Raw genomic sequence first — 20,885 nt, 5'->3', positions numbered from 1 at the left:
GTTTACAATATCTGAGATAGAAACTTGCGTGTGCGTTCTTCCTTCGGGTTCTGAAAAAACTCTTCTGGCTTCGCTTCTTCCACTAAAACGCCGCCGTCCATCAATACAATGCGATCGGCAACTTCGCGCGCAAATCCGACTTCGTGAGTCACCACTACCATTGTAATTCCTGTTTGCGCTAAATTTCGCATGACATCTAAAACTTCCCGCACCATTTCCGGGTCTAATGCTGATGTCGGTTCGTCAAATAGCATGATTTTCGGCTGCATTGCTAGGGAACGTGCAATAGCAACCCGCTGCTGCTGTCCGCCAGATAATTGTCCGGGATATTTTTGGGCTTGGGACAAAATCCCGACTCTTTCTAACAGTTGCATTGCTACTTCTTCTGCTTTTTTCTTCGGCCAGCGGCGCACCCATACGGGCGCTAGCATGACGTTTTGCAGGACTGATAGGTGGGGAAATAGGTTGAATTGCTGAAACACCATTCCTACTTCCTGGCGAATTTTTTCGATGTTTCGCAAGTCGTGGGAAAGTTCGATTCCGTCGATCGTAATTTTACCCTGTTGATAGGCTTCTAAAGCGTTGAAAGTCCGAATAAACGTGGATTTGCCGGAACCTGAGGGCCCCATCACGACGACCACTTCGCCTCGGTTGACGTTCATGCTGACGCCGCGCAGTACGTGAAATTGTCCGTACCATTTGTGGACGTTTTCTGCGACGATTACTGTTTCTGGAACTGTTAGTGTATCTTGCATAATTTTCTCCTTTAAATAATGACGAATAATTATTGCCTGATGACTGTTGACTACTTCAGTGGAGGGGGGGTTTATATATATTTGGGTTGGGAGGGCGGGTTTATATATATTTGGGTTGGGAGTTCTATTTTGTTGGTGAACCCGCCCCTACAGACTGTGGACTAATGACTTTTTTCTAAACTTTTCTCTATTTTGCGGCTGGCCAGTGACATTGAGTAGCAAAATACCCAATAGATGATGCCGACGAATATGTAAACTTCGGCGTACCTGCCGATGTAGGATGGATTTGCTAAAACGGCGCGGGATATGCCGATTAATTCTAACATTCCAAATAGCGATAGCAGGGATGTATCCATGAATAATCCGATGAATTGACCGCCGATCGCCGGAATGACTGTTCGCAGTGCTTGAGGTAGTACAATCAGAATGGTCAATAGTGGTGTGTTTAGCCCGATCGACCTTGCTGCTTCTATTTGTCCTCTGGGCACAGCCTGCAAACCGCCGCGCACGTTTTCAGCCAAGTATGCCGCACTGAATAATGTTAATCCGGCGATCGCCCGAATCACTCTATCCAATTTGGGATATTCCGGCGGTAAGAATAATTGCAGCATGACTTGACCTAAAAACAAAATGCCAATTAAAGGCAAGCCGCGCACTATTTCAATGTACAATGTTGACAGCAGTTTGACGACTGGCAAAGAACTTTGTCTCCCGAGGGCAAGCAATACTCCCAGGGGAAATGAAAGCACAATGCTAATAATTGCTAAAAACAGCGTCAGCACTAAACCGCCCCAGTCATTTGTCGAGACTTCTGTCAAACCTAATCCGCCTTTAATTAGCCACAGAATCAGCGGGAAGGAAAGAGCCCAAATTCCGGGTATCCAGCTAACCCCCCCTCGCCCCCCCTTACCAAGGGGGGGTTGGGGGGGGTTGGGATTAATTTGTCTCGCGGCGACATAGCTGGCGGCGGTTGCGATAATAATTCCTAAGAGGTAGAAGCGAGAGGTAAGGTCGATCGGCGTAATGACCGCACCAACAACCGCTGCACCAAGTAAAATCAGTGTAGGCCGATTCCAAAGACGTTCATCTCGCTGAATATTTCCCCAAGTTAAACCGCCCAACAAGGCAATTATTCCGGCTACTATCCACAGCCGCCAGTAGGATTCGCTGGGAAATCTGCCCACAAAAAATAGTGGCAAGTTGGCTTCTAACACGCGCCATTTAGCTTTTGTAGTTGCCCAAACGATAATTCCTTTAACTGTTTGGAAGGCGACAATTAAGCAAACTATTGTCAGAATGCTGTTGTACCAGGTACTAAATAGGTTTTTGCGCGCCCAATTCCAAGGGGTGGGCGATTCGGTGGCGGGAGGCGGCAGTACGGGGGTTGTTTCCATGTATTTTAGATGTTAGATTTTAGATTGCTTGCTGAATTGCACTTGCTAATATTCCTAATATTTTCTTGACATCTGTTACGTAATATTCTGTCAAGTCAATTTCAATTACTTGTTCTTTGAGTCTTAAGAATCTCCAGGTTTGGCCGCTAGTAACAGCCCCATAATTTATTGTTGCATTTGTGTTGCCTTCGCATTCGTTAAATATTCTAGCTGCTAACATTTGGGCTACACATGGCCCCAAGCTTGCATTAATATCTTCGTTTTGTGCTTCTACGATCGCAATTACTGGTTCGGTAAGCATTAATAAGTATGAAGAACGACTAATCAAAAAATCGCAATTTCCAGCTAATCCTTTTTCGGCATCAACTGTAAAATCTATTCCACAAAAAAGACCAATTTGATGGTTAAACAGTTTTCTAAGTTCGATTAAAATCGGTGCGGTTATCATGGACGAGCGAGACTTGTCAGTATTGCTGCTTAAGGCAATGCCTGCGTTCTCTTTGAGAATTTCTACAAGTAAGGGACTTGGTTCTAATTCTGGCACAGGAGAGAACATATTGATGCGATCGCTAATCGTCAAACCGAATTTTTTTGTTACTGTTTTTAAGTTAAAATCTCTGTAAGTCATTTCAACTTTAGTTCCAGATTATAATAAACTTAACTTTTGACTTCGCTATCCACTGTCAACTGTCAACTGTCAACTGTCAACTGTTATTTACCTTTCCTTGATTTGTACCGTGTGATTGTACCAATTCATAAACAGAGAAACTATCAAACTAATTGTTAGGTATGTTACCATGATAATTAGCATTGTTTCGATCGCCCTTCCGGTCTGATTCAACGTCGGAGAACCCACCACAAAGTAAACGTCGGGATAAGCCACCGCCACGGCTAAACTCGAATTCTTCGCTAAATTCAGATACTGACTGGTTAACGGCGGCACAATTACCCGCAAAGCTTGCGGCAAAATTACCATCCGCATCAGGGTTCCAGATTTAAGTCCCAAAGACTTTCCCGCTTCCCACTGGCCTCGCGAGACTGACTGAATTCCGCCGCGGACAATTTCTGCAATGTAACTGCCAGTATACAAGCTGAGTCCTGTCACTAGGGCTGCAAATTCTGGAGTTAATTTTAATCCTCCTTCGAGTTGCAATGCTGGTGTCAGGCGCGGGAAATCGAGGCCCAAAGGCAGATTTTTGGTGATAATCAAAGCTAAAATTGCACTCAGGACGATCGCACCAGCAGCCCAAAACAACTGTCTTCCCGGCTTAGCTTCTTCCACCATCACCCGCGCCCGCCACATCCACAGCCCCGCCGCAGCCAAAACTCCCACAGTTAACAAAATCAACCAAATCTCAAAACCTGGCAAAGGCGCAGGCCAAGGTACAGCAATCCCGCGATTTGTCAAGTAAATTGGGCCGCGCATCTGTTGATTGTCTTCCAGTTTTGGCATGGAAATGAATACTGCAAAATACCAGAAAAATAATTGCAGCAATAACGGTGTATTCCTCAAAATCTCCACGTACAAAGCTGCTAAATTACGCAAGATCCAATTGTCGGAAAGGCGGGCAATTCCTACAGTCAAACCCGCAATTGTTGCGAAAACAATCCCCAGGCCCATTACCCGCAGCGTGTTGATCAAACCAACAAAATAAGCTTGTCTGTAACTGTTTTCGGGACTGTAGGGAATTACGCTTTCGCCGATGTCGAAGGATGCTTGGGAATTGAGAAAGTCAAATCCAAATGCAATTCCTAGTTGCGCGTAATTGGCGGTGAGGTTGTCCCAAAGAATAGCGATGACTGTTATTACTAAAATTAGGGCGATCGCCTGTCCGGTTATTTTCCAGAAGCGATCGTCCCGCAGCAGTGTTGATATATCTTTAATTTTGGATGATTTCTCGGATTTGCCCGGTTGAGGTTCTGTATTCATAACTTAAATTATATTTCATTCAATCTGCTGCGTATGTTGTGTACCAAAGAGCGCTGAAGCGCAACTACGTACCTAAGAGCGCTGAAGCGCAACTACTTACCAAAGAGCGCTGAAGCGCAACTACGTACCTAAGAGCGCTGAAGCGCAACTACGTACCTAAGAGCGCTGAAGCGCAACTACTTACCTAAGAGCGCCTGAAGCGCAACTACGTACCTAAGAGCGCTGAAGCGCAACTACGTACCTAAGAGCGCTGAAGCGCAACTACTTACCTAAGAGCGCTGAAGCGCAACTACTTACCTTTGTTTAAGTGGATTTTTCTGTTTGTAGTGGCGCAGACAACAGGGCTCAAGCGCAACTACAAACCTGTTGATTAGCGGAAGGGTGGCGAGTACAGTAAACCGCCATCTTTCCAGAGTTTGTTTTGACCCCGGTCTAACTTAAGTGTACTTTTCGGGCCGAGGTTGCGATCGTACATTTCCCCGTAATTCCCCACTTTCTTCACAACGCGGACAGCGTAGTCGTTGGGGAGTCCGAAACCTTTACCTAAATCTCCTTCTTTTCCTAGCAAACGTTTGACGTTTGGGTCTGTAGTGCTGGCGACAGTTTGGTCTACATTTCCTGAATTAATTCCTAAATCTTCAGCTTCAATCGCCGCAAAAATAATCCATCTCACCGCATCCGACCATTTCGGATCGCCGCTTTTCACCGCTGGGGCTAACGGTTCTTTTGACATTACGATCGGCAAAACAACATTATTCTCAGGATTCGGTAGAGTTGTGCGCTTCGACACGAGTTGCGATCGATCGGCTGTAACACCTTGACAGCGACCTTCTTGATAAGTGCCAAAGGTAGTATTCGCATCTTCAAACACCACAGGAGTGTATTTAACTCCTAATTTTCGCATTTGGTCGGACAAATTTTGTTCGGTACTCGTACCTGTCTGCACGCAGATAGATTTGCCCGCAAAATCTTTTAAACTTTTAATGCCGCTATCTTTTTTGACCATGATGCTTTGAGAGTCATAAAAGATTATCGGGGCAAATTCCAAGCCGGTAGTGCTGTCGCGACTCGCCGTGTAGGTGGTATTTCGGCTGAGAATATCGATTTCTCCAGCCTGCAAAACTGTAAACCTATCTTTGGCGTTGAGCTTTCGGTATTCGACTTTTTCGGGATCGTCAAATATAGCCGCAGCGATCGCCCTGCAAACATCTACATCCAAGCCGGAGTATTTGCCTTTTTCGTCTACAAAGCTAAAACCCGGCAGTTCGCCACTAACGCCGCAAATCAATTTGCCGCGGCTGACAATTGTATCTATGCGACTCGGGCCTTGTTGCGATTTGCCTTCAGCAGTGGTGGCTGGTGTTTGACCGACTTGTGCCGATCGATCCCTACAAGATGCCAGCGGTGCCACAAACAACACACTTGCCAGCAACAGAAATCCCAATTTACGCATACATTTTACCAGTAGAACACTTTCTCGACGATCCTAACTTGTCGGTGTCGAGAACTGTTGCGATCGGCAATCTAGAAAACCTCACCATTTCAAATTAACCATTCTCAACCCGGTGTCGCACCCTGAAAAGCGCACCGGCTAACCGCCTATTATTTTTTTGCCCGCTGCGGGCGATCGACCTTTCCTGTAATATTTATCCAATTTTGATTTAATGCGCTCAGAACCGCTCTGGTGCTAGGCGCTGCTCGGCTAAATCGCGGATTAGCGACAGCCGAGACTCGATGTACTCGTTCAACAAATCTGTTTCGTTGCCATTGAGCGCAGAGTTCATCTTCAATTGCTTCAGCAGCCACTGTACCAGGGTTGCATCGTCCAAATTGACTAACAGAGTCGCTTGGGTAGTTTCAATTAAAGACCAGAGTTGGCGTAACATGACTGGAGTCATAAAACCTCGTTGAGCGTAAATACGCACTTAGTGGGCTGGCTGGGCGATGGGTTGGTCTTAGTGTTTCAAGCCGATAGACGAAAAGTAGCCGTCTTGTCATCGGCTTAATGATTATTTTATATTTGACCACAATAACTTAATATAGTAGTGTCAAAAGCTACAACACACAAGATGTTATAAGAATTTCCAATCTCGTCACATAGAGATAAATATCTTGATAAATTTTTAAGAATCTTTACATAAAGACCGGGCGGTTGAAACCGCGTCTACACAAACAAAACCCGCCGACGCGGGTTGAAGAGTCGTAGCGTAGCGGGGATCCATCCATCGCACGCACATTCTCTCAAATTCCGTCCGCGGAGGCGGACATCGTTTGTGTAGATGCGGTTTCCAACCGCCGTCCTGAGAAAATTGAGCGATTAAGCAGATAATTCAGCAGCGGCCAACTTTTTAACCCCCGCTAGAATTATTTCTAATTCAGCGATGATTTTCGTAGCGCCCTCCAAATCGTTGGATTCGGCCAGAGTTTGAAGCTGAGCAGCCATCTGGGGCATTAACCGCACCGCCGCCGTAGCGCTGACACCTTTAATTTGATGCGCGCGGCGGGCCAGTGTCTCCAAGTCTCCCGAGGCGATCGCACTTTTAGCAGATTCTAAATAACTGCCAGTATCCACCACAAAAGCTTGCAGTATTTCCCGCTCAAAATCTAAATCAGTGCCGGCAATTTCGTGCAAGCGTGCCATATCAACTACGCATTCTAGATCCGAAGCAGAGTTTTGGACTTCCTCACCCTTAAACTGAGGAATTTCAACTTTTAACTGTACCGACCAATTTTCTAGTACAGATTTTAACTTTTCGATGGAAATAGGTTTGCTAATATAATCATCCATACCCGCCGCCAGACACTTTTCCCGATCGCCCTTCAAAGCATTTGCCGTCATCGCAATCACCACCGTCTTGCGATCGGGCTCCCTCGAACCAGCAGCAGTGCCTGTCGCTTCCATGCGGCGCAATTCCAGCGTAGCTTCGTAACCGTCCAAAATCGGCATCTGACAGTCCATCAGCACAATATCATACTTTTTGATAGCCAGCATGGATAGCGCCTCAGCGCCGTTATTTGCCACATCCGCCGCACATCCCAAAACCTTGAGTTGATTCAGACCAACTTTTTGATTGATCGGAGTATCTTCAACTAACAAAATCTTTAAGCTAGCTAACTCCCGGTTGTCAATAGAGGAGTCTGGATTTGTCGTTGGATTTGCCAGCCGCGAGTCAACCACTGCACCCGGGGCGATCGCATTTACCAAGCACTCAAACAGCCGGTGAGCTTTCACAGGTTTAGTTAAATAACCGCTAAAACCAATATCTACCAAACGTTTAGCCTCCGATGTCTGAGTAATTGAAGTCAGCACCACCCAATGCGTCTGCTGCATTGCCGGCTCAGCAATCATCAAACGTTCCAGACTTCCCGCCACCATTTCCGGCAACTGAATATCAACCAAAACAATATCGTAAGGGGATTTTATGCTGACAGCTTTGTACAGAGATGCGATCGCCATCCAACCATTCTCAACCTCATCAACTTCCATCCCCCACAAAACAGCCATTCTCAGCAGCACTTTTCGCACTGTGGGCTTGTCGCTAGCAACTAACATTTTCTGCCCCGCCAGCACCGTTTGCAAATTCACTGAGCACGCTGTCCCAGCCCCAGTTAAATTTTCCTTAAGTGCCGGCACAGTAAACCAAAAAGTCGAGCCTTTACCGGGGGTACTTTCCACACCAATTTTACCCCCTAGCAGCTCCACCAACTGCTTAGAAATAGCCAGACCCAAACCTGTTCCACCGTACTTTCTCGTAGTAGAAGCATCAACTTGAGTAAAAGATTGAAACAGCTTTTTTTGGTCTTCGGCAGCAATCCCAATCCCTGTATCTGTGACCTTGAACAGTAGGAATAGCGAGCGATTGATTCCTAGTTTTAATGGTTGGATATTCTCTAATTTTTTCTGGTCGTCGCTGGCTGCCAATATCCCAGGAATCCTGCCAGTTGAAACCTCAATTACTATTTCTCCTGCTTCCGTGAACTTAATCGCATTGTTAATTAAATTAGTGAGGATTTGCCGCAATCGTGCTGCATCCCCTTTAATTTGCAGCGGCACGTCGGTATCAATCAGCGCCACCAATTCTATACCTTTAGTTTGTGCGGGAGTTGCCAACAAATCCAGCACTTCATCCAGACAGATACTGAGGTCAAATTCGATGGTTTCTAAGCGCATTTCTCCAGCTTCCAGTTTGGAAAGGTCAAGAATATCGTTAATGATGGACAGCAAATTTTGACCGCTGAGTTTCAGCGTCTGCACAAAGTCTAGCTGTTCGGGAGTAAGATTTGTTTTCAGCAGCAAATCTGTCATCCCCATCACTCCATTCATCGGAGTGCGGATTTCGTGACTCATATTTGCTAAAAATAGTGACTTCATTCGAGACGCTTCCAAAGCGGCTTCTCGGGCTTGCTGCGCTTGCTCAAACAGAGTAGATTGCTGAATGGCGATCGCCAACTGCACGCTCAACCTTCCCAGCAAATCCACCTCAGAATCAGTCCAAGCGCGCGGGGCACTGCACTGGTGGGCAACCAGCAACCCCCACAACCGATTTTGACGCTTGTCCAAACTCTCGATCTGCGACTTAATTCTAGGAGTTTCTGGCGAATATTCTATTGCTAATTCCTGACTTTCGTCGCCGATAAAAATTGGTACAACTAAATTAGCCCTTACCTGCAATTTCACCAGTAAATCTCGGTGAATCTGGCTCAAATTAGCATTATAAATATCTTCAACTGCTTGAATCTTGCCAGCCCGGTACATCGCTTTGTAACTTTCCCCAAAAGATTTTTCCTGAAGTTTTCTGCCCAGCATAGGCATCCAATCAGATCCTACAGATTCGACAACCACAATCCCTGTGTCATCGGAATCAAAACGATAAATTACCGTGCGATCGGTTGCCAGTAATTGCCGTACCTCTTGTACAGCCGTGCTCAGAGTTTGAGTGAGGTTGAGAGACTGTCGCACTCGCTGGGCGATCGCCGAAACTAGCCGTTCCTGTTCTGCCTGTTCCAGCAGCATTCTTTCAGCTTGCTTGCGTTCTGTGACATCGCGAATTACCGCAGCAAAGCACAGCGGTTCGCTGGTTTGAGGGTGCTTGACCAGAAAAGCATTCATCACAACATCAATGTGTTTTCCAGTACGCAAGTGCTGCATTTTACCTTCTCCTTGCCACTGACCCTGACTGATAATTTTTGGCAAAATCTCTTGACTAAATTCCTGTTTAAAAGTTTCGCCGATATAATCCCATATTTCCGTATAAAGCAATTCCGAAATATTCTCTATTCCCACCAGTTTTCGTCCGGCTTCATTAACAAACAGCGTTTGCCCTTCGAGAGTAGCCATACCAATAAAATCGCTGCTATTTTCAATCAGCGACACAAATTTTTGTCGTTCTTCTTCACCTTTTTTGCGTTCAGTAATATCGCGCTTAACGCAGACGTGACAAATTATATCGCCGCTGTTGTTAATCACAGAGTATGCCGCCACCTCGATCGCCAGCGTGCGACCTTTTTTAGTAAAGTTAGTAATTTCGCCCCGAAAAGTTCCAGTTTTCGCTAAACTTTTGGAAATCGCAGAAAAGCGTTCCCCCGCCACCAGCGGCGGCGTTTCTATTTCTAATTCGGCGTCTGTATATTCTAATAGCGATTGGTGAGCGCGATTTTGTTCCAGGAAAAACCCATCAGCATCGATAATCACCATCGCATCGTTGGAGTTTAAAAATATTTCTCGGTAAAGTTTGAGTTTTTCCTCAGCTTGCTTGCGTTCGGTGATATCCCTTTTGACGCTGACGTAACAAACTACTTCCCCAGCATCATTGAGAACCGCAAAAGCCGAAAGTTCCACCTCAACTATTCCCCCTTGCAAATCCTTAACACAGGTCATTTCGCCTCGGTAACTCCCTGTTGCGACCAAGATTTGCAGCACCGATGCAAATGTCTCTTCTCCCGTATGAATTGCAGGGGTTTTACCCCACAATTTTGATTCACTGTAACCCAGCAAAGCCGTGTGAGCTTGATTTGTTTCCAAATAATAGCCTTGCGGGTCTAAAATGGCGATCGCATCGTTAGACTTTAAAAATATTTCTTGATAAAGTTGCAGTTTTAACTCAGCTTGTTTGCGATCGCTAATATCCGTGAACAAGCCATAATAAACTATCTCTCCCGATCCTTGCATTTCCGGTTGTGCAGCCCCTTGAATCCATTTAAGTTTTCCAGAGGGAGTGATAATTCTGCCTTCCCACCGCCAAGGCTGCAAATTTTCCGCAGCCAGCCTTACCGAGTTCCGAAAATCATCTCTATCTTCGGGATGAATCATGTCAACAATTGCACGAATATCCTGCTGAGCCACCTCCGGTTCTATTTCATACAATTCTCGGCAGCCCGCGCTCACAAACGAGAAGGCTATCGAGCCATCTAGATGCAAGTCAACTTGATATACCGTACCGGGTACGCTAGCAGTAATTTTTTGCAGTTTGGCTTGGCTTTGATTCCGGGCTTCATCTGTCGCCTGCAATTGAGCAATCTCCCGAGAAATACCCAAAATCCCAAATATACTGCCATCCGCATCGCGCAGGGGCAGTTTTTGCGTGTCAAAGACCTGCTGTTTGCCACCTGCACAGGCGATCGCCTGGTAGGGATTGCGAACCGTCTCCCCCCCCAGCACAGCTCGATCGTCCTCGCGAATGCCTCTAATTGAGCCGTGGCGATCGCCAAATACTGCTGGTTCTGAAAAACCTAATTCGATATCATCTTTGCCAATAATTTCTTCAACCTTTTTCCCCAAATATGCAGCAAAACTTTGATTGACAAAAATGTATCTAAAATTTCGATCTTTCGCAAAAACTCTATCCGGCGCACCGTCCATTAAAGCCCGCAACAATAGCTCTTGGCTTGACCCATCTAGAGCAAAATTATTTTGAACAGTTCCCTTGACATCCGTCTGTTTAGCTGCTAAATTAGTTAACGATTTAACACAAATTTGAGCGACAGTGTGGAGCAAACAAAGGTGTTCAAAATTAAAAGCAGTTCCCTGCTCTGCACCGATGAAAAATACTCCCAACAATTCTTCACTGTCCTCCGGGTTAGCCGGTGCCATCAACACCGACTTAAACTGAGCAATTGGCCCGCCAGCGATGTTGTACGCCCAGTCTCGACTTCCGGCCAGCCATTGGGTGCGAGTAGCTTGCAAGCAGGCTGCTATTTCAGATTTGACCGATTCAGTTAACGGGTGTAAGTGTTGCAGGTAGATGCGATCGTCCGGTAGAGTTAAAAGTGCGTTAGCGAAGCCCTCGAAGAGGATCGTCTCAGCAGGAATCAGGCGCCCGAGATGTGCCAGACAAGCAGACCAAATTTCATCAGCAACCGCAGCAAGTTGTACATTCTCCGTAAGTTCGTTGAGAACTTGCAGTTCCAAGGTACGCTGGCGGACTTTGGCCTTGAGGCTGGCGGCTAGGATTTGCATAGTGCTCACCACACTGGTTTCCTTATATTATAATTATTCATCTTCAAAGTTTTTTAAACAATCATCTTAAAATACATCCGGCAAAAAGACAACTTTTTTATATTTATATAACTTTTAATTGCTAAAAAACCAAAAGCGCGATCGGGAGCGAAGCGACACCGCAAGGCACCTGCTTCGCTCCAGCAGCGAGGTTTAAAGGCGAAATTATCCCATTAAAATCACGTTATCGATCACGTGAATGACACCGTTGTCAGCTTCGATATCGGCCGCGACAACAGTAGCATTCTTCACCTCAAAACCGTCTGAACAATCAATTTTAATCGGCGAACCTTCTAAGGAAGTAACAAAACCGAGTTTTGCCAAATCTGCCTTCATAAACTTGCCGGAGACGACGTGAAACATCAAAATCCTGCTCAGTTGGGGGACATTCTGCACTAGGGTTGTGATAGTTCCCGGTGGCAATTTCGCAAAAGCATCGTCAGTAGGTGCAAAGACAGTGAAAGGGCCCGGACTTTTGAGCGCATCTACTAAATTAGCTACTTGCACCGCCGTTACCAGGGTTTGGAACGAACCCGCACCTACGGCAATATCAACAATATCAGGCATTTGGTTCTACCTCGTTTGGCAAAAAAGTTCTATTAAGTATCGTAAACTGATGCGTGCAACAATACCTACTGTATTTGTTGAAAATTTTGTAATTCGTTTGATCGTTCGGACTTCAGTCCTCTCTTTTTTTGCGGACTGAAGTCCTCACTACGAACCTAATAATGGTTATTTTACACATAAAATTACTAACCAATTTGCACTTTAACGGCGCGATACTTTGAAATTGCTACAAGACTGCTTGCGGTTGGGATACCAAGATCTCTGTTGCTAAATCTGCTATTTCAGAATTTAGGTTTTCTTCCTTGTAAATGCTGAAACTGCCGTACAAAATTGAAATTTCAAAAATGTCTGTAGTAATTACAGCAGGCTTGCGGTGTTCCGGTTCGCCCAAAGAAATTCCTAAAAATTCTGCTTCAAGTTCGCCAACTTCCTCTTCATCGTGTACAGTCCACCCGATATCGCGACAGTCCTTAAATGCCAGAACATAAGGCAATCTTTCTTCTGGATTGTAGACGCATTCGATCGATACCTCGTTTCCCCACGAAGAGACCTTGACATTGGTAATTAAAGATGTAAAACCACCCAAACCAAGTAAGTTATAGTCATCCTTCCAATCATTCATTTAATTTTTCTCCCGTATTGTGAGTACCTGGAATGAAATTGCCAAATTCGTCTCGCGTTCGCAATAAATGACCATCTCGATCGAGACGGAAACCTTTGTTGATATTTCTGCCGTCTGAGGCATATTTCGGTGCTGGCGTTCTAATCACTTCACCGTTAGGACGGATCGCGAGTGTTGACTTATCCAGAAATTTATATGCAACATAGCCATCTCTAGTAGTTCTGATTTCTGCACCCAGTCCACGCAAAAAGTCATCGACTTCTTGGCGAGTCATTCCGGTTAAGTCTCCAAATTCCGATGCAGTTCCATTTCATCCAACTCCCTAGTTCAACTTTGACTACGCGGTTCTTTTCCGCTTCCGCTTTAGGCAAAGTCAGGTTTAAAACCCCATTTTTGTACTCAGCTTGTACGCTGTCATTTTGAACTCGTGCAGGTAGGGGAATCACCCGGCGGAAGGAACCGTAAGCTTCCATGCCCGGAATTTCTAACTTAAGGTGGATTTTAGATTTTAGAGGCGACCCCACGGATAAATTCGGGGGAAGAGAGGATTTTAGATTTTCGATTTGGGATTGATTCCACGGATAAATCACGTGGCGGATACCACCTGTGAAATTCTTGGTCATCGAGTTCGGCGGCCGGTACAAAAGCCACACCGTTAGATGCGCGATCGGTTGCCGGAGTTAAGCTATCAAACAACCGATTCATTTCTCGCTGCAAGGAGTCCATTTCCCGCAAAGGTTCCCAACGAATAAGTGCCATAATTGATACCTCAAATCTCTTAAGTTTCTAAAGGTTGAGAAACACTTGATTCAACCTGTATCTAATATATTTAAGATCCAGAAACTGTGGGATGCGGTTTTCTGGAATTTGCCGATCGCATTTCCGAACATTTGCGATGGTTAATGCTGAGCCAGCCCAACAATTTTAGATTTTAGATTTTAGATTTTAGCAGTGACTCGACTGATGAATCTGGTAGCTGGAACTGAACTCTCTCATTTTGGCTCTCCACGACTCCTGTGGGAAAGCAAGTATCCGTTTTTAGGCGAAGTCAGTCGATTTAAGATTTGACTCCACTGCTGAATCAAAGGACGAGGAAATTCCATCTAGAATTTTTCGCAGCAGGCGGCGCGATTCAAGCGCAGCGCAACCCAACAATTTGAGATTTTAGATGCGCGATCGAGAATTCCCCACCTAAAATCTCAAATCCCAGATTTCAAATAGAAACACCATTAACCCCACCGTGAATGCTGATAAGAAGCGTAGGTATCAAACAAAGCACCCACTAAACTAAAAGCTAGACCAATCACCAAAAATCCCTGGAGAGGACAGCCGCTGCCGAAAGTGGCTAAAAACTGCAAAATCTGGTCTTCTCCAGAACGACCGACTGCTTGCAAAGCAGGCACAAGACCGATCAACGAAAAGCTAGTCAATCCCGCGCCGATTAACAATAAGGGAGCGACAAAGCTCAAGAGGCCCGTCAGCAGTAAAGAGCGAAGAAAATTAGGAAATATGCTCATAAGAGTCAGTAAATTCAGCTAAACTGCCGAAAGGTGCAAGTAAAATAAACTTGTCCTTTTCTACGATAGGCAGCGATCGCCCTCAGTGGCCAATTCTGTCAGAAATCTTAAATCTTAGAGAAGAAACTTGTTTAAGATTTGTAGATAGATTTCATTTTTGCAGTTGTTCTACAGTCAAAGTCCCTTGAGCACAACTACACCATCAAGCCTCAGTTTGTGGAGTCAGCGGTTACTGGCAGCCATTTTATTGGGCGGCCAAGTCATGCTGCACTTGCTAACTCGCAAAATTAACCGTCGCAACACCCTTGACCAAATGGCAGCAGTTGGCCCGGAATCGCTGCTGATTTCTTTGCTGACTGCGGGTTTTGTCGGCATGGTATTTACGGTTCAGGTAGCCAGGGAGTTTATTAACCTCGGTGCCGGTAATGTCGTCGGTGGCGTTTTGGCTTTGTCTTTGACTCGCGAACTCGGCCCGGTGTTAACAGCCGTAATCGTTACGGGACGGGTTGGTTCGGCTTTTGCTGCGGAAATTGGCACGATGCAAGTCACAGAGCAGATAGATGCCATGCTGATGCTCAGAACAGACCCGATCGACTATTTAGTAATTCCCCGCGTTTTAGCTTGCTGCTTGATGCTGCCAATTCTGACAATATTGTCCCTCGTCACGGGCATCGCCGGCGGGATGCTGATTGCGACGACAATGTACGGCATCTCTCAAAATGTGTTTTTAGAATCAGTCCGCCATTTCCTGAGTCTGTGGGACATTTGCAGCGCTGGTATTAAGGCTTTTGTGTTCGGTGGTTTGATTGCTGTCATCGGCACTAGCTGGGGTTTGACGACTACCGGCGGCGCCAAAGGCGTCGGCCAATCGACTACCACAGCGGTGGTGACGGCTTTGCTGGCTATTTTTATTGTTAACTTTTTCCTGACTTGGCTGATGTTTCAGGGTACTGGCTCTAGCGTACTCAAAGGCTTGTAAGCTAGGAAATGGATAAAATATAAATAATTGGCAACATTACTTTACTACCCCCTGATTTAAACCCGTGACTACAACTACCTCTGGGACTGCGCCCACAGATACGATCGAACTTGCACCGAGTTATGCGATTCCCCTAGTGCTGGTACTGGCCTCTGTACCGCTGCTGTTCGTGCAGAAGTGGGTGAGTTTGCCGCTTTCGGTGTTCGGCTTGTTTCTGATGTACCAAGCCGCCACTATCCGGCTACAGTTTACTCCAACGGATTTGGACATTTATCGATCGCAAAACTTAATCCGCCGCTTTCCTTACCGACAATGGCAAAATTGGCGGATATTTTGGCCTGCTGTGCCGATTTTGTTCTATTTCAAAGAAATTAACAGCATTCACTTTCTGCCGGTTCTGTTCGATCGTAAAATGCTACAGACCTGCTTAGAACAGCGCTGTCCCCGTCAAGACTAAACAAGTTGTTAATTTTAAATTTTTAACTTCTTCTGTGCCCCACGCCGAACAAATTTCCTATGAATTCAGACGAATCTCCCACCCAAAAACCGCAATCGCAACCAGCCGCTGATGGCGAACCAAATTTGCCCGTGAATGAGACGGAAAACCAATTGCCATCTCAAATACGGAAATTGTCGATCGCCCAAAACGATCTCACATCGCAAATTCCTCCCGAAATAGACCCCTGGGACGAGGAAAACCCCCAAATCACCCCTGTGGTGGACGAAGCGGGCGCGATTGCCCAAAGTTCGCCAGAAACTGAGGATAGCGAATCTGAAAGTGCGATCGATCGAATCGAACCCGAAACAGACTCCCAGCCAACAGCAACCGCAGAAACGGTAACGCCCGTACCAGAAAATGTTACCGAAAGTTTGGCAAATAGAGTCAAAGCATTGCAACAGCAAGAACAAGATTTGACCGCCAGAATTGCCACCTTGGAAGCTGACAAAGCTAAGGCGTTAGAAGCATTGGGCGAGGCTCAAGCATCGATCGGGCGTTTGGTACAAGACGGCTTGATACAGCTAGATCATCGCAAACAAGCGCTGCAAATTGAAGTAGAAAAACTCGAACGCAGGCGCGATCGAATTCAAAAGGAAATGCGAACTACTTTCGCCGGAGTTTCCCAAGATTTAGCAATCAGAGTTCAAGGTTTCAAAGACTATCTAGTCGGCAGTTTGCAGGATTTAGCAGCTACCGCCGAACTCTTAGATATGACGCCGCCGGTGCAAGAAACTTCCAAGCAAATCTCTGTTGAGGAGTCTCAATCCTCTTCCCCCGTAAATCCCAGATTTGCTGAACAAGGATTTCAAGAACAAGCCAAACAAATTCGCCGCACCCTAGACCAATATCGCACTCTCCCCGACTATTACGGCCCGCCTTGGCAACTCCGGCGCACTTTTGAGCCCATCCACGCCGAACGAGTTTCTAACTGGTTTTTCACCCAAGGAGGAAGGGGTGCATTGCGAACAATGGGTTCGCGGTTGCAAAATATCTTGATTAGTTCGACGATTATTTCTGTACTCAGAAGCGTCTACGGCCCACGGGTGCGGACATTGGTGCTCGCGAACAGTCCCGAACGTTTGGGTGAGTGGCGCCGGGGTTTGCAGGATTGTTTGGGGATTACTCGCACCGATTTTGGCCCGGAAGGTGGCATTATTATGTTTGAGTCTGCGGAGGCTTTGGCCCAAAAAGCCGATCGACTCGTGAGAGATGGTAAGTTGCCTTTAATTGTGATAGACGAAACAGAAGATTTAATCAGTTTGTCGATGCTGCAATTTCCGCTGTGGTTGGCCTTTGCTTCCGATCCGCAAACTTTAACGACTTCTAAGGATTTTTAAAGAAGGAAGAAGGAAGAAGGAAGAAGGAAGAAGGAAGAAAAGACATCTTCAGAAATTAGTTTTAATTTCTTGCTATCCAATAACTAAAAATTAATTTAGGGAGATGTCAGAGGGCGGGAGATTAAAGAATAATCGTTAAGTTTGTAGTGAGGACTTTAGTCCTCAAAAGTAATGAAAGAGGGAATTTATTATGGGTGTGTGGTTGAGTTTAAATGCAGCATTGTTAATCGCAGCTTACTTGCTGGGTTCGATTCCAACTGGGTACGCTTTGGGTAAATGGATGCTGGGGATTGATATTCGGGAAGTAGGTTCTGGTTCGACGGGGGCGACTAATGTACTCAGGACTTTGGGGAAGGGGCCGGGGTTGGCGGTGTTGCTGGTTGATGTGTTGAAGGGCGTAAGTGCGATCGCTCTGATCCGCTACATCTACTCTCTAGAGTTTACCAGTCAGCTCGCGATCGGCGCCCATTTAGAAAATACAGCAACAGTCATTCCTTGGATGGCAACTTTAGCGGGTTTATTTGCAGTTTTGGGCCACAGCAAATCAATCTGGCTGGGGTTTACCGGCGGCAAATCTGTCGCTACAAGTTTGGGAGTTTTGCTCGGTTTGTACTGGCCAGTCGGCTTGGGAACTTTCGGAATTTTCGGGATAGTTTTTGCCCTATCGCGAATTGTTTCTTTGAGTTCGATTGTCGGATCAATTAGCGTAGCTGGATTGATGTTTGTGTTAAATCAGCCGCTAGCTTATGTATTGTTTGGACTGGCGGGCGGCGTATTTGTAATCGTGCGGCACCGCAGCAACATTCAGCGTCTGTTAAATGGTACGGAACCGAAAATTGGACAGAAACTGGAAACAGCAGCTAGCGATTAATTAGACCAGAGTGCGATCGCTTTTTATATCGTTTCTGCTGTCATAGGAATAATATCATTCCGAATGCAGTGTGAGCTTAATATAGCCTTTCTCAAATAAATGAGGTATGCCCAATCCCTCCGCTTCGCTTCGCCCAATCCCTCCGCTTCGCCCTATTTGGTCAATGCCCATACCCTATGAGCACCGCACTGTTACTTAGAAAGGCTATATCTCGCGGCTGTCATCCTCGCGAGCGAGGAGAATCGCACTGTGGTATAATTCCCTAGTTAGCGGATTAGATATCAATTAGTCCCCATAACAGACCGTAATTCCAGCACAAATCCGGGCAAAATATCTTCCCCTGAGAGCGTAACAGGAGACTGCAATATTTCTATTTCTCGATCGCTCCTATAAATCTCCACACTCCGGGTTTGCGGGTCAATCAACCACCCCAAACAAGCGCCATTTTCCCGATATTCCTGCATTTTTTCTCGCGTTTCTTTGATAGAATCAGTAGGAGAGCGCAATTCCACAACAAAATCAGGACACAGTGGGGGAAATTTTCTTCTTTCCTCAGCAGTTAAAGCTTCCCACCTTTCGCGTTTTACCCAAGAAGCATCGGGAGAGCGATTACCACCATTTGGCAGTTTAAAGCAAGTAGAAGAATCAAAAGCAATTCCTAAATTTGGATTTCGGCGACTCCAGGATTGCAGTTGATAGGATAAATCCATATTGCGATTTCCCGTTTCTCCTCCCGTCGGTGGAACCATCAGCAGTTCTCCTTTGGCATTTCGTTCAAATTTATAATCGCGGTGATGTTGGCACAGTTCGTAAAACTGATCGTCTGTTAACTCGATCCACGGACTTAAATCTAATTTTAAAGTCATCATGGCATTAACACCTATTTCCCTAATTCTTGAGAGCGCAAACAAGCTGCTTTCACTGCTTCGATCGCGGCAGAACGAAAGCCACTGCTCTCTAATTTAGCAATTCCGGCAATAGTTGTGCCGCCGGGACTTGTCACCCGATCTTTCAATTCTGCTGGGTGCATCCCCGTTTCTTGCAATAGCTTCGCTGTACCGAATACTGTTTGGATGGCTAATTGGGAGGCGATCGCCCGCGGCAGTCCAGCACAAACTCCGCCATCTGTCAAGGCTTCGATAAAAATCGCCACATAACCAGGGCCGGAACCCGAAAGCCCTGTCACCGCATCCAGCATACTTTCGGGCACTTCGACCACTTCTCCCACAGCCTCAAAGATCCGCTTTACCAATTCTAAATCGGCTGGTTGCACAAGTTTTCCTGGGGCGATCGCACTCATTCCCGCGCCTACCGTTGCCGGAGTATTTGGCATCACCCGCAGCACTACTCGCCCCGGAAACGCTGCTTCGAGCTTGCTCAGGGGAACTCCTGCCAAAATCGACACGATCGCAGCTTCTGGCTGAGAATTAGCTGTTTCTCCATTATTTCCTTGTTGGCGATCGATCCCCACGGCCAATTCCAAAGCTACTTTCTCAAAAATTTGCGGTTTAATCGCCAAAAACAGCACTTCTGTAGCGGTAGCAACTTCTAGATTGCTGGCTGTTGTTCCAATTCCGTAGGTTGCCGTCAAAAATTCGCGCCGTTGCGGTTGCGGATCGCTCACCAATATTTCTGATGGTAAATAAACTTTTTGTGCTATTAAGCGGGATAAGAGAGCTTCTCCCATTACTCCGCCGCCGATCGTACCAAATTTTATCATAGTTATTGGTTATTGGTTATTGGTTATTGGTTATTGGTTATTGGTTATTAGTTATTAGTTATTAGTTATTGGTTATTGGTTATTGGTTATTAGTTATTAGTTATTAGTTATTGGTTATTAGTTATTAGTTATTAGTTAACAGTGCGTTGTTTGTAGGATGCGTCACTTTCGACTATCTAAAACTTCCATTTCTCATCTGGTAGCGACGCACCTTACTATACTGGTTTTTTGAATGAATTTCTGTCAACAACTTTTGGAGTCAACTGTCAACAGCCAACAGCTTTCGGAATCAACTGTCAACTGTCAACTGTCAACTGACTACTGAGCCATTTGAGCTTGTTCAGCCGGCCAGACTGTCGGTGCGGGAGCAGCCGCAGCAGGGCGCGGGCGGCCTTGAGCTGGGGGCACTTCGTGAACCACACCAGACTGAGTTCTTACTTGCACGCAGCTAGGCGTAAACAAGAAAATGCTTTCGCCAATACGCTCTTGATGACCGTCAAGGGCATAAGTACCGCCCGCCACAAAGTCCACAGCTCTTTGCGCTTGGTCTGGATCCATCACCGTTAGGTTCAAAACAACAGATTTGCGTTCTTTAAGAGCTCGAATTGCTGCCGGCATCTCTTCAAAAGTGCGCGGCTCCATTACTACTACTTCCGAAATCCCGTTCATAGATCCAGGCATTCCAATCACGTTATTCATTACTGATCCTACTCCCCCGGTTGGTGCAACAACATCTGTACCTGTCGATCCTACTACTGACCGCTCCCGCATTCTGCGATTTTGGCGGCGTTCTTCTTCTGCTGCGGCGACAGCAGCAGCAGAAGTGGAAGTGGCGGAGTTTGGTTCAGGCTGTTGGTAGGCGTTCGCAAAGCGCTCGCTTTCGGTTTCGTCGTACTCGTAATCGTATTCAGGCTCATTGTTGAAGCCTACAAAATCTCGTAGCTTAGAAAAAATGTTCACCATTTAAGCTCCTTCACGACTGTGCTGCCCCGACTATACTCGCGTTGCGGGTTAGCCGCGGGTCGTTAACTACTGCTACACAAAACTTAGCTAAACTTTCTCAAGTCTCACTATTCAATCAAGATTGCTCTTGAAGGGTTTGCTTCCTGCTTCACCCAAGGGAGTCGGCTCGCAACTTGTCCACAGGCGTAAATTCGGATGTAGCCCATCCTAATCCAAAAAACAATTCTAGCGGTCGC

Annotated in this window: 19 protein-coding genes and 1 pseudogene; 5 read left to right on the top strand and 15 right to left on the bottom strand. The window is 46.1% G+C overall.

Annotation, left to right across the window (positions count from 1 at the left end; genetic code table 11):
• Positions 1 to 2: 2 nt before the first annotated feature.
• From JGK20_RS20095 to JGK20_RS20075, 5 genes are all read right to left on the bottom strand, one after another.
• Positions 3 to 755, bottom strand: coding sequence for an amino acid ABC transporter ATP-binding protein (locus JGK20_RS20095; RefSeq protein ID WP_293186314.1), 753 nt, complete (start codon positions 753 to 755; stop codon positions 3 to 5).
• 161 nt (positions 756 to 916) lie between these two features.
• Positions 917 to 2,149, bottom strand: a complete 1,233-nt coding sequence (locus tag JGK20_RS20090) for an amino acid ABC transporter permease (RefSeq protein WP_293226464.1) — start codon at positions 2,147 to 2,149, stop codon at positions 917 to 919.
• Positions 2,150 to 2,168: 19 nt separating this feature from the next.
• Positions 2,169 to 2,777, bottom strand: coding sequence for a hypothetical protein (locus JGK20_RS20085; RefSeq protein WP_293186316.1), 609 nt, complete (start codon positions 2,775 to 2,777; stop codon positions 2,169 to 2,171).
• Between the two features lie 87 nt (positions 2,778 to 2,864).
• Positions 2,865 to 4,079, bottom strand: coding sequence for an ABC transporter permease subunit (locus JGK20_RS20080; RefSeq protein WP_293231875.1), 1,215 nt, complete (start codon positions 4,077 to 4,079; stop codon positions 2,865 to 2,867).
• Positions 4,080 to 4,449: 370 nt separating this feature from the next.
• On the bottom strand, positions 4,450 to 5,532 hold the full coding sequence (locus tag JGK20_RS20075) for an amino acid ABC transporter substrate-binding protein (protein WP_293186995.1): 1,083 nt from the start codon (positions 5,530 to 5,532) through the stop codon (positions 4,450 to 4,452).
• Here JGK20_RS20075 and JGK20_RS20070 point away from each other — a divergent pair.
• On the top strand, positions 5,484 to 5,630 hold the full coding sequence (locus JGK20_RS20070; RefSeq protein ID WP_293201250.1) for a hypothetical protein: 147 nt from the start codon (positions 5,484 to 5,486) through the stop codon (positions 5,628 to 5,630). The genes JGK20_RS20075 and JGK20_RS20070 overlap by 49 nt on opposite strands.
• Before the next feature lie 119 nt (positions 5,631 to 5,749).
• Here JGK20_RS20070 and JGK20_RS20065 read toward each other — a convergent pair whose 3' ends face one another.
• The 7 genes and pseudogenes from JGK20_RS20065 to JGK20_RS20035 form a co-directional block, all read right to left on the bottom strand.
• Complete coding sequence (locus JGK20_RS20065) at positions 5,750 to 5,977, bottom strand: hypothetical protein (protein ID WP_293148799.1); 228 nt, start codon at positions 5,975 to 5,977, stop codon at positions 5,750 to 5,752.
• 419 nt (positions 5,978 to 6,396) lie between these two features.
• Positions 6,397 to 11,535 (bottom strand): PAS domain S-box protein, encoded by a 5,139-nt coding sequence (locus JGK20_RS20060; protein ID WP_293231919.1) that lies wholly within the window; start codon positions 11,533 to 11,535, stop codon positions 6,397 to 6,399.
• Between the two features lie 204 nt (positions 11,536 to 11,739).
• On the bottom strand, positions 11,740 to 12,141 hold the full coding sequence (locus JGK20_RS20055) for a fasciclin domain-containing protein (protein ID WP_194011615.1): 402 nt from the start codon (positions 12,139 to 12,141) through the stop codon (positions 11,740 to 11,742).
• A gap of 226 nt (positions 12,142 to 12,367) precedes the next feature.
• A complete protein-coding gene (locus tag JGK20_RS20050) occupies positions 12,368 to 12,763 on the bottom strand; it encodes a hypothetical protein (protein WP_293186996.1) in 396 nt (131 codons plus the stop codon).
• Positions 12,756 to 13,037, bottom strand: coding sequence for a hypothetical protein (locus tag JGK20_RS20045; RefSeq protein ID WP_293186997.1), 282 nt, complete (start codon positions 13,035 to 13,037; stop codon positions 12,756 to 12,758). Before JGK20_RS20045 ends, JGK20_RS20050 begins: the two co-directional genes overlap by 8 nt.
• A 46-nt stretch (positions 13,038 to 13,083) precedes the next feature.
• Positions 13,084 to 13,522 (bottom strand): annotated as a pseudogene (locus JGK20_RS20040) (Hsp20/alpha crystallin family protein); the annotation flags it as partial.
• A gap of 470 nt (positions 13,523 to 13,992) precedes the next feature.
• On the bottom strand, positions 13,993 to 14,280 hold the full coding sequence (locus JGK20_RS20035; protein WP_293186998.1) for a hypothetical protein: 288 nt from the start codon (positions 14,278 to 14,280) through the stop codon (positions 13,993 to 13,995).
• A gap of 184 nt (positions 14,281 to 14,464) precedes the next feature.
• Between JGK20_RS20035 and JGK20_RS20030 the strand changes: the two genes are divergently transcribed.
• The 4 genes from JGK20_RS20030 (at position 14,465) to plsY (ending at position 17,966) form a co-directional block, all read left to right on the top strand.
• Positions 14,465 to 15,259 (top strand): MlaE family lipid ABC transporter permease subunit, encoded by a 795-nt coding sequence (locus JGK20_RS20030; protein WP_293186999.1) that lies wholly within the window; start codon positions 14,465 to 14,467, stop codon positions 15,257 to 15,259.
• Positions 15,260 to 15,323: 64 nt separating this feature from the next.
• The gene (locus JGK20_RS20025; protein ID WP_293187000.1) at positions 15,324 to 15,716 is read left to right on the top strand and encodes a DUF3119 family protein; all 393 of its coding nucleotides are present in this window, start codon (positions 15,324 to 15,326) and stop codon (positions 15,714 to 15,716) included.
• A gap of 59 nt (positions 15,717 to 15,775) precedes the next feature.
• Positions 15,776 to 17,095 carry a DUF3086 domain-containing protein gene (locus JGK20_RS20020; RefSeq protein ID WP_293187001.1) on the top strand — a complete coding sequence of 440 codons (1,320 nt, stop codon included), beginning with the start codon at positions 15,776 to 15,778 and terminating at the stop codon, positions 17,093 to 17,095.
• A gap of 190 nt (positions 17,096 to 17,285) precedes the next feature.
• Positions 17,286 to 17,966 carry a glycerol-3-phosphate 1-O-acyltransferase PlsY gene (plsY, locus tag JGK20_RS20015; protein WP_293226695.1) on the top strand — a complete coding sequence of 227 codons (681 nt, stop codon included), beginning with the start codon at positions 17,286 to 17,288 and terminating at the stop codon, positions 17,964 to 17,966.
• 281 nt (positions 17,967 to 18,247) lie between these two features.
• Here the strand turns inward: plsY and JGK20_RS20010 are convergent, their stop codons facing one another.
• From JGK20_RS20010 to JGK20_RS20000, 3 genes are all read right to left on the bottom strand, one after another.
• On the bottom strand, positions 18,248 to 18,835 hold the full coding sequence (locus JGK20_RS20010) for a Uma2 family endonuclease (protein WP_293187003.1): 588 nt from the start codon (positions 18,833 to 18,835) through the stop codon (positions 18,248 to 18,250).
• Between the two features lie 11 nt (positions 18,836 to 18,846).
• A complete protein-coding gene (gene proC, locus JGK20_RS20005) occupies positions 18,847 to 19,692 on the bottom strand; it encodes a pyrroline-5-carboxylate reductase (RefSeq protein WP_293231917.1) in 846 nt (281 codons plus the stop codon).
• 312 nt (positions 19,693 to 20,004) lie between these two features.
• Positions 20,005 to 20,649 carry a cell division protein SepF gene (locus JGK20_RS20000; protein ID WP_293187004.1) on the bottom strand — a complete coding sequence of 215 codons (645 nt, stop codon included), beginning with the start codon at positions 20,647 to 20,649 and terminating at the stop codon, positions 20,005 to 20,007.
• Between the last annotated feature and the right edge of the window lie 236 nt (positions 20,650 to 20,885).

The sequence above is a fragment of the Microcoleus sp. PH2017_05_CCC_O_A genome, from assembly GCF_020738785.1.
In the GTDB taxonomy this organism is placed as follows: Bacteria; Cyanobacteriota; Cyanobacteriia; order Cyanobacteriales; family Microcoleaceae; genus Microcoleus.
This window is presented reverse-complemented; position numbering and strand designations above follow the sequence as displayed.

Excerpts from the sequence above, each read along its gene's own strand:
- JGK20_RS20010 (WP_293187003.1), bottom strand. The coding sequence starts at position 18,835 with ATGATGACTTTAAAATTAGATTTAAGTCCGTGGATCGAGTTAACAGAC.
- JGK20_RS20090 (WP_293226464.1), bottom strand. The coding sequence starts at position 2,149 with ATGGAAACAACCCCCGTACTGCCGCCTCCCGCCACCGAATCGCCCACC.
- JGK20_RS20035 (WP_293186998.1), bottom strand. The coding sequence starts at position 14,280 with ATGAGCATATTTCCTAATTTTCTTCGCTCTTTACTGCTGACGGGCCTC.
- JGK20_RS20045 (WP_293186997.1), bottom strand. The coding sequence starts at position 13,037 with ATGACTCGCCAAGAAGTCGATGACTTTTTGCGTGGACTGGGTGCAGAA.
- JGK20_RS20075 (WP_293186995.1), bottom strand. The coding sequence starts at position 5,532 with ATGCGTAAATTGGGATTTCTGTTGCTGGCAAGTGTGTTGTTTGTGGCA.
- JGK20_RS20085 (WP_293186316.1), bottom strand. The coding sequence starts at position 2,777 with ATGACTTACAGAGATTTTAACTTAAAAACAGTAACAAAAAAATTCGGT.
- plsY (WP_293226695.1), top strand. The coding sequence starts at position 17,286 with ATGGGTGTGTGGTTGAGTTTAAATGCAGCATTGTTAATCGCAGCTTAC.
- JGK20_RS20095 (WP_293186314.1), bottom strand. The coding sequence starts at position 755 with ATGCAAGATACACTAACAGTTCCAGAAACAGTAATCGTCGCAGAAAAC.
- JGK20_RS20000 (WP_293187004.1), bottom strand. The coding sequence starts at position 20,649 with ATGGTGAACATTTTTTCTAAGCTACGAGATTTTGTAGGCTTCAACAAT.
- JGK20_RS20065 (WP_293148799.1), bottom strand. The coding sequence starts at position 5,977 with ATGACTCCAGTCATGTTACGCCAACTCTGGTCTTTAATTGAAACTACC.
- JGK20_RS20020 (WP_293187001.1), top strand. The coding sequence starts at position 15,776 with ATGAATTCAGACGAATCTCCCACCCAAAAACCGCAATCGCAACCAGCC.
- JGK20_RS20050 (WP_293186996.1), bottom strand. The coding sequence starts at position 12,763 with ATGAATGATTGGAAGGATGACTATAACTTACTTGGTTTGGGTGGTTTT.
- JGK20_RS20060 (WP_293231919.1), bottom strand. The coding sequence starts at position 11,535 with ATGCAAATCCTAGCCGCCAGCCTCAAGGCCAAAGTCCGCCAGCGTACC.
- JGK20_RS20080 (WP_293231875.1), bottom strand. The coding sequence starts at position 4,079 with ATGAATACAGAACCTCAACCGGGCAAATCCGAGAAATCATCCAAAATT.
- JGK20_RS20055 (WP_194011615.1), bottom strand. The coding sequence starts at position 12,141 with ATGCCTGATATTGTTGATATTGCCGTAGGTGCGGGTTCGTTCCAAACC.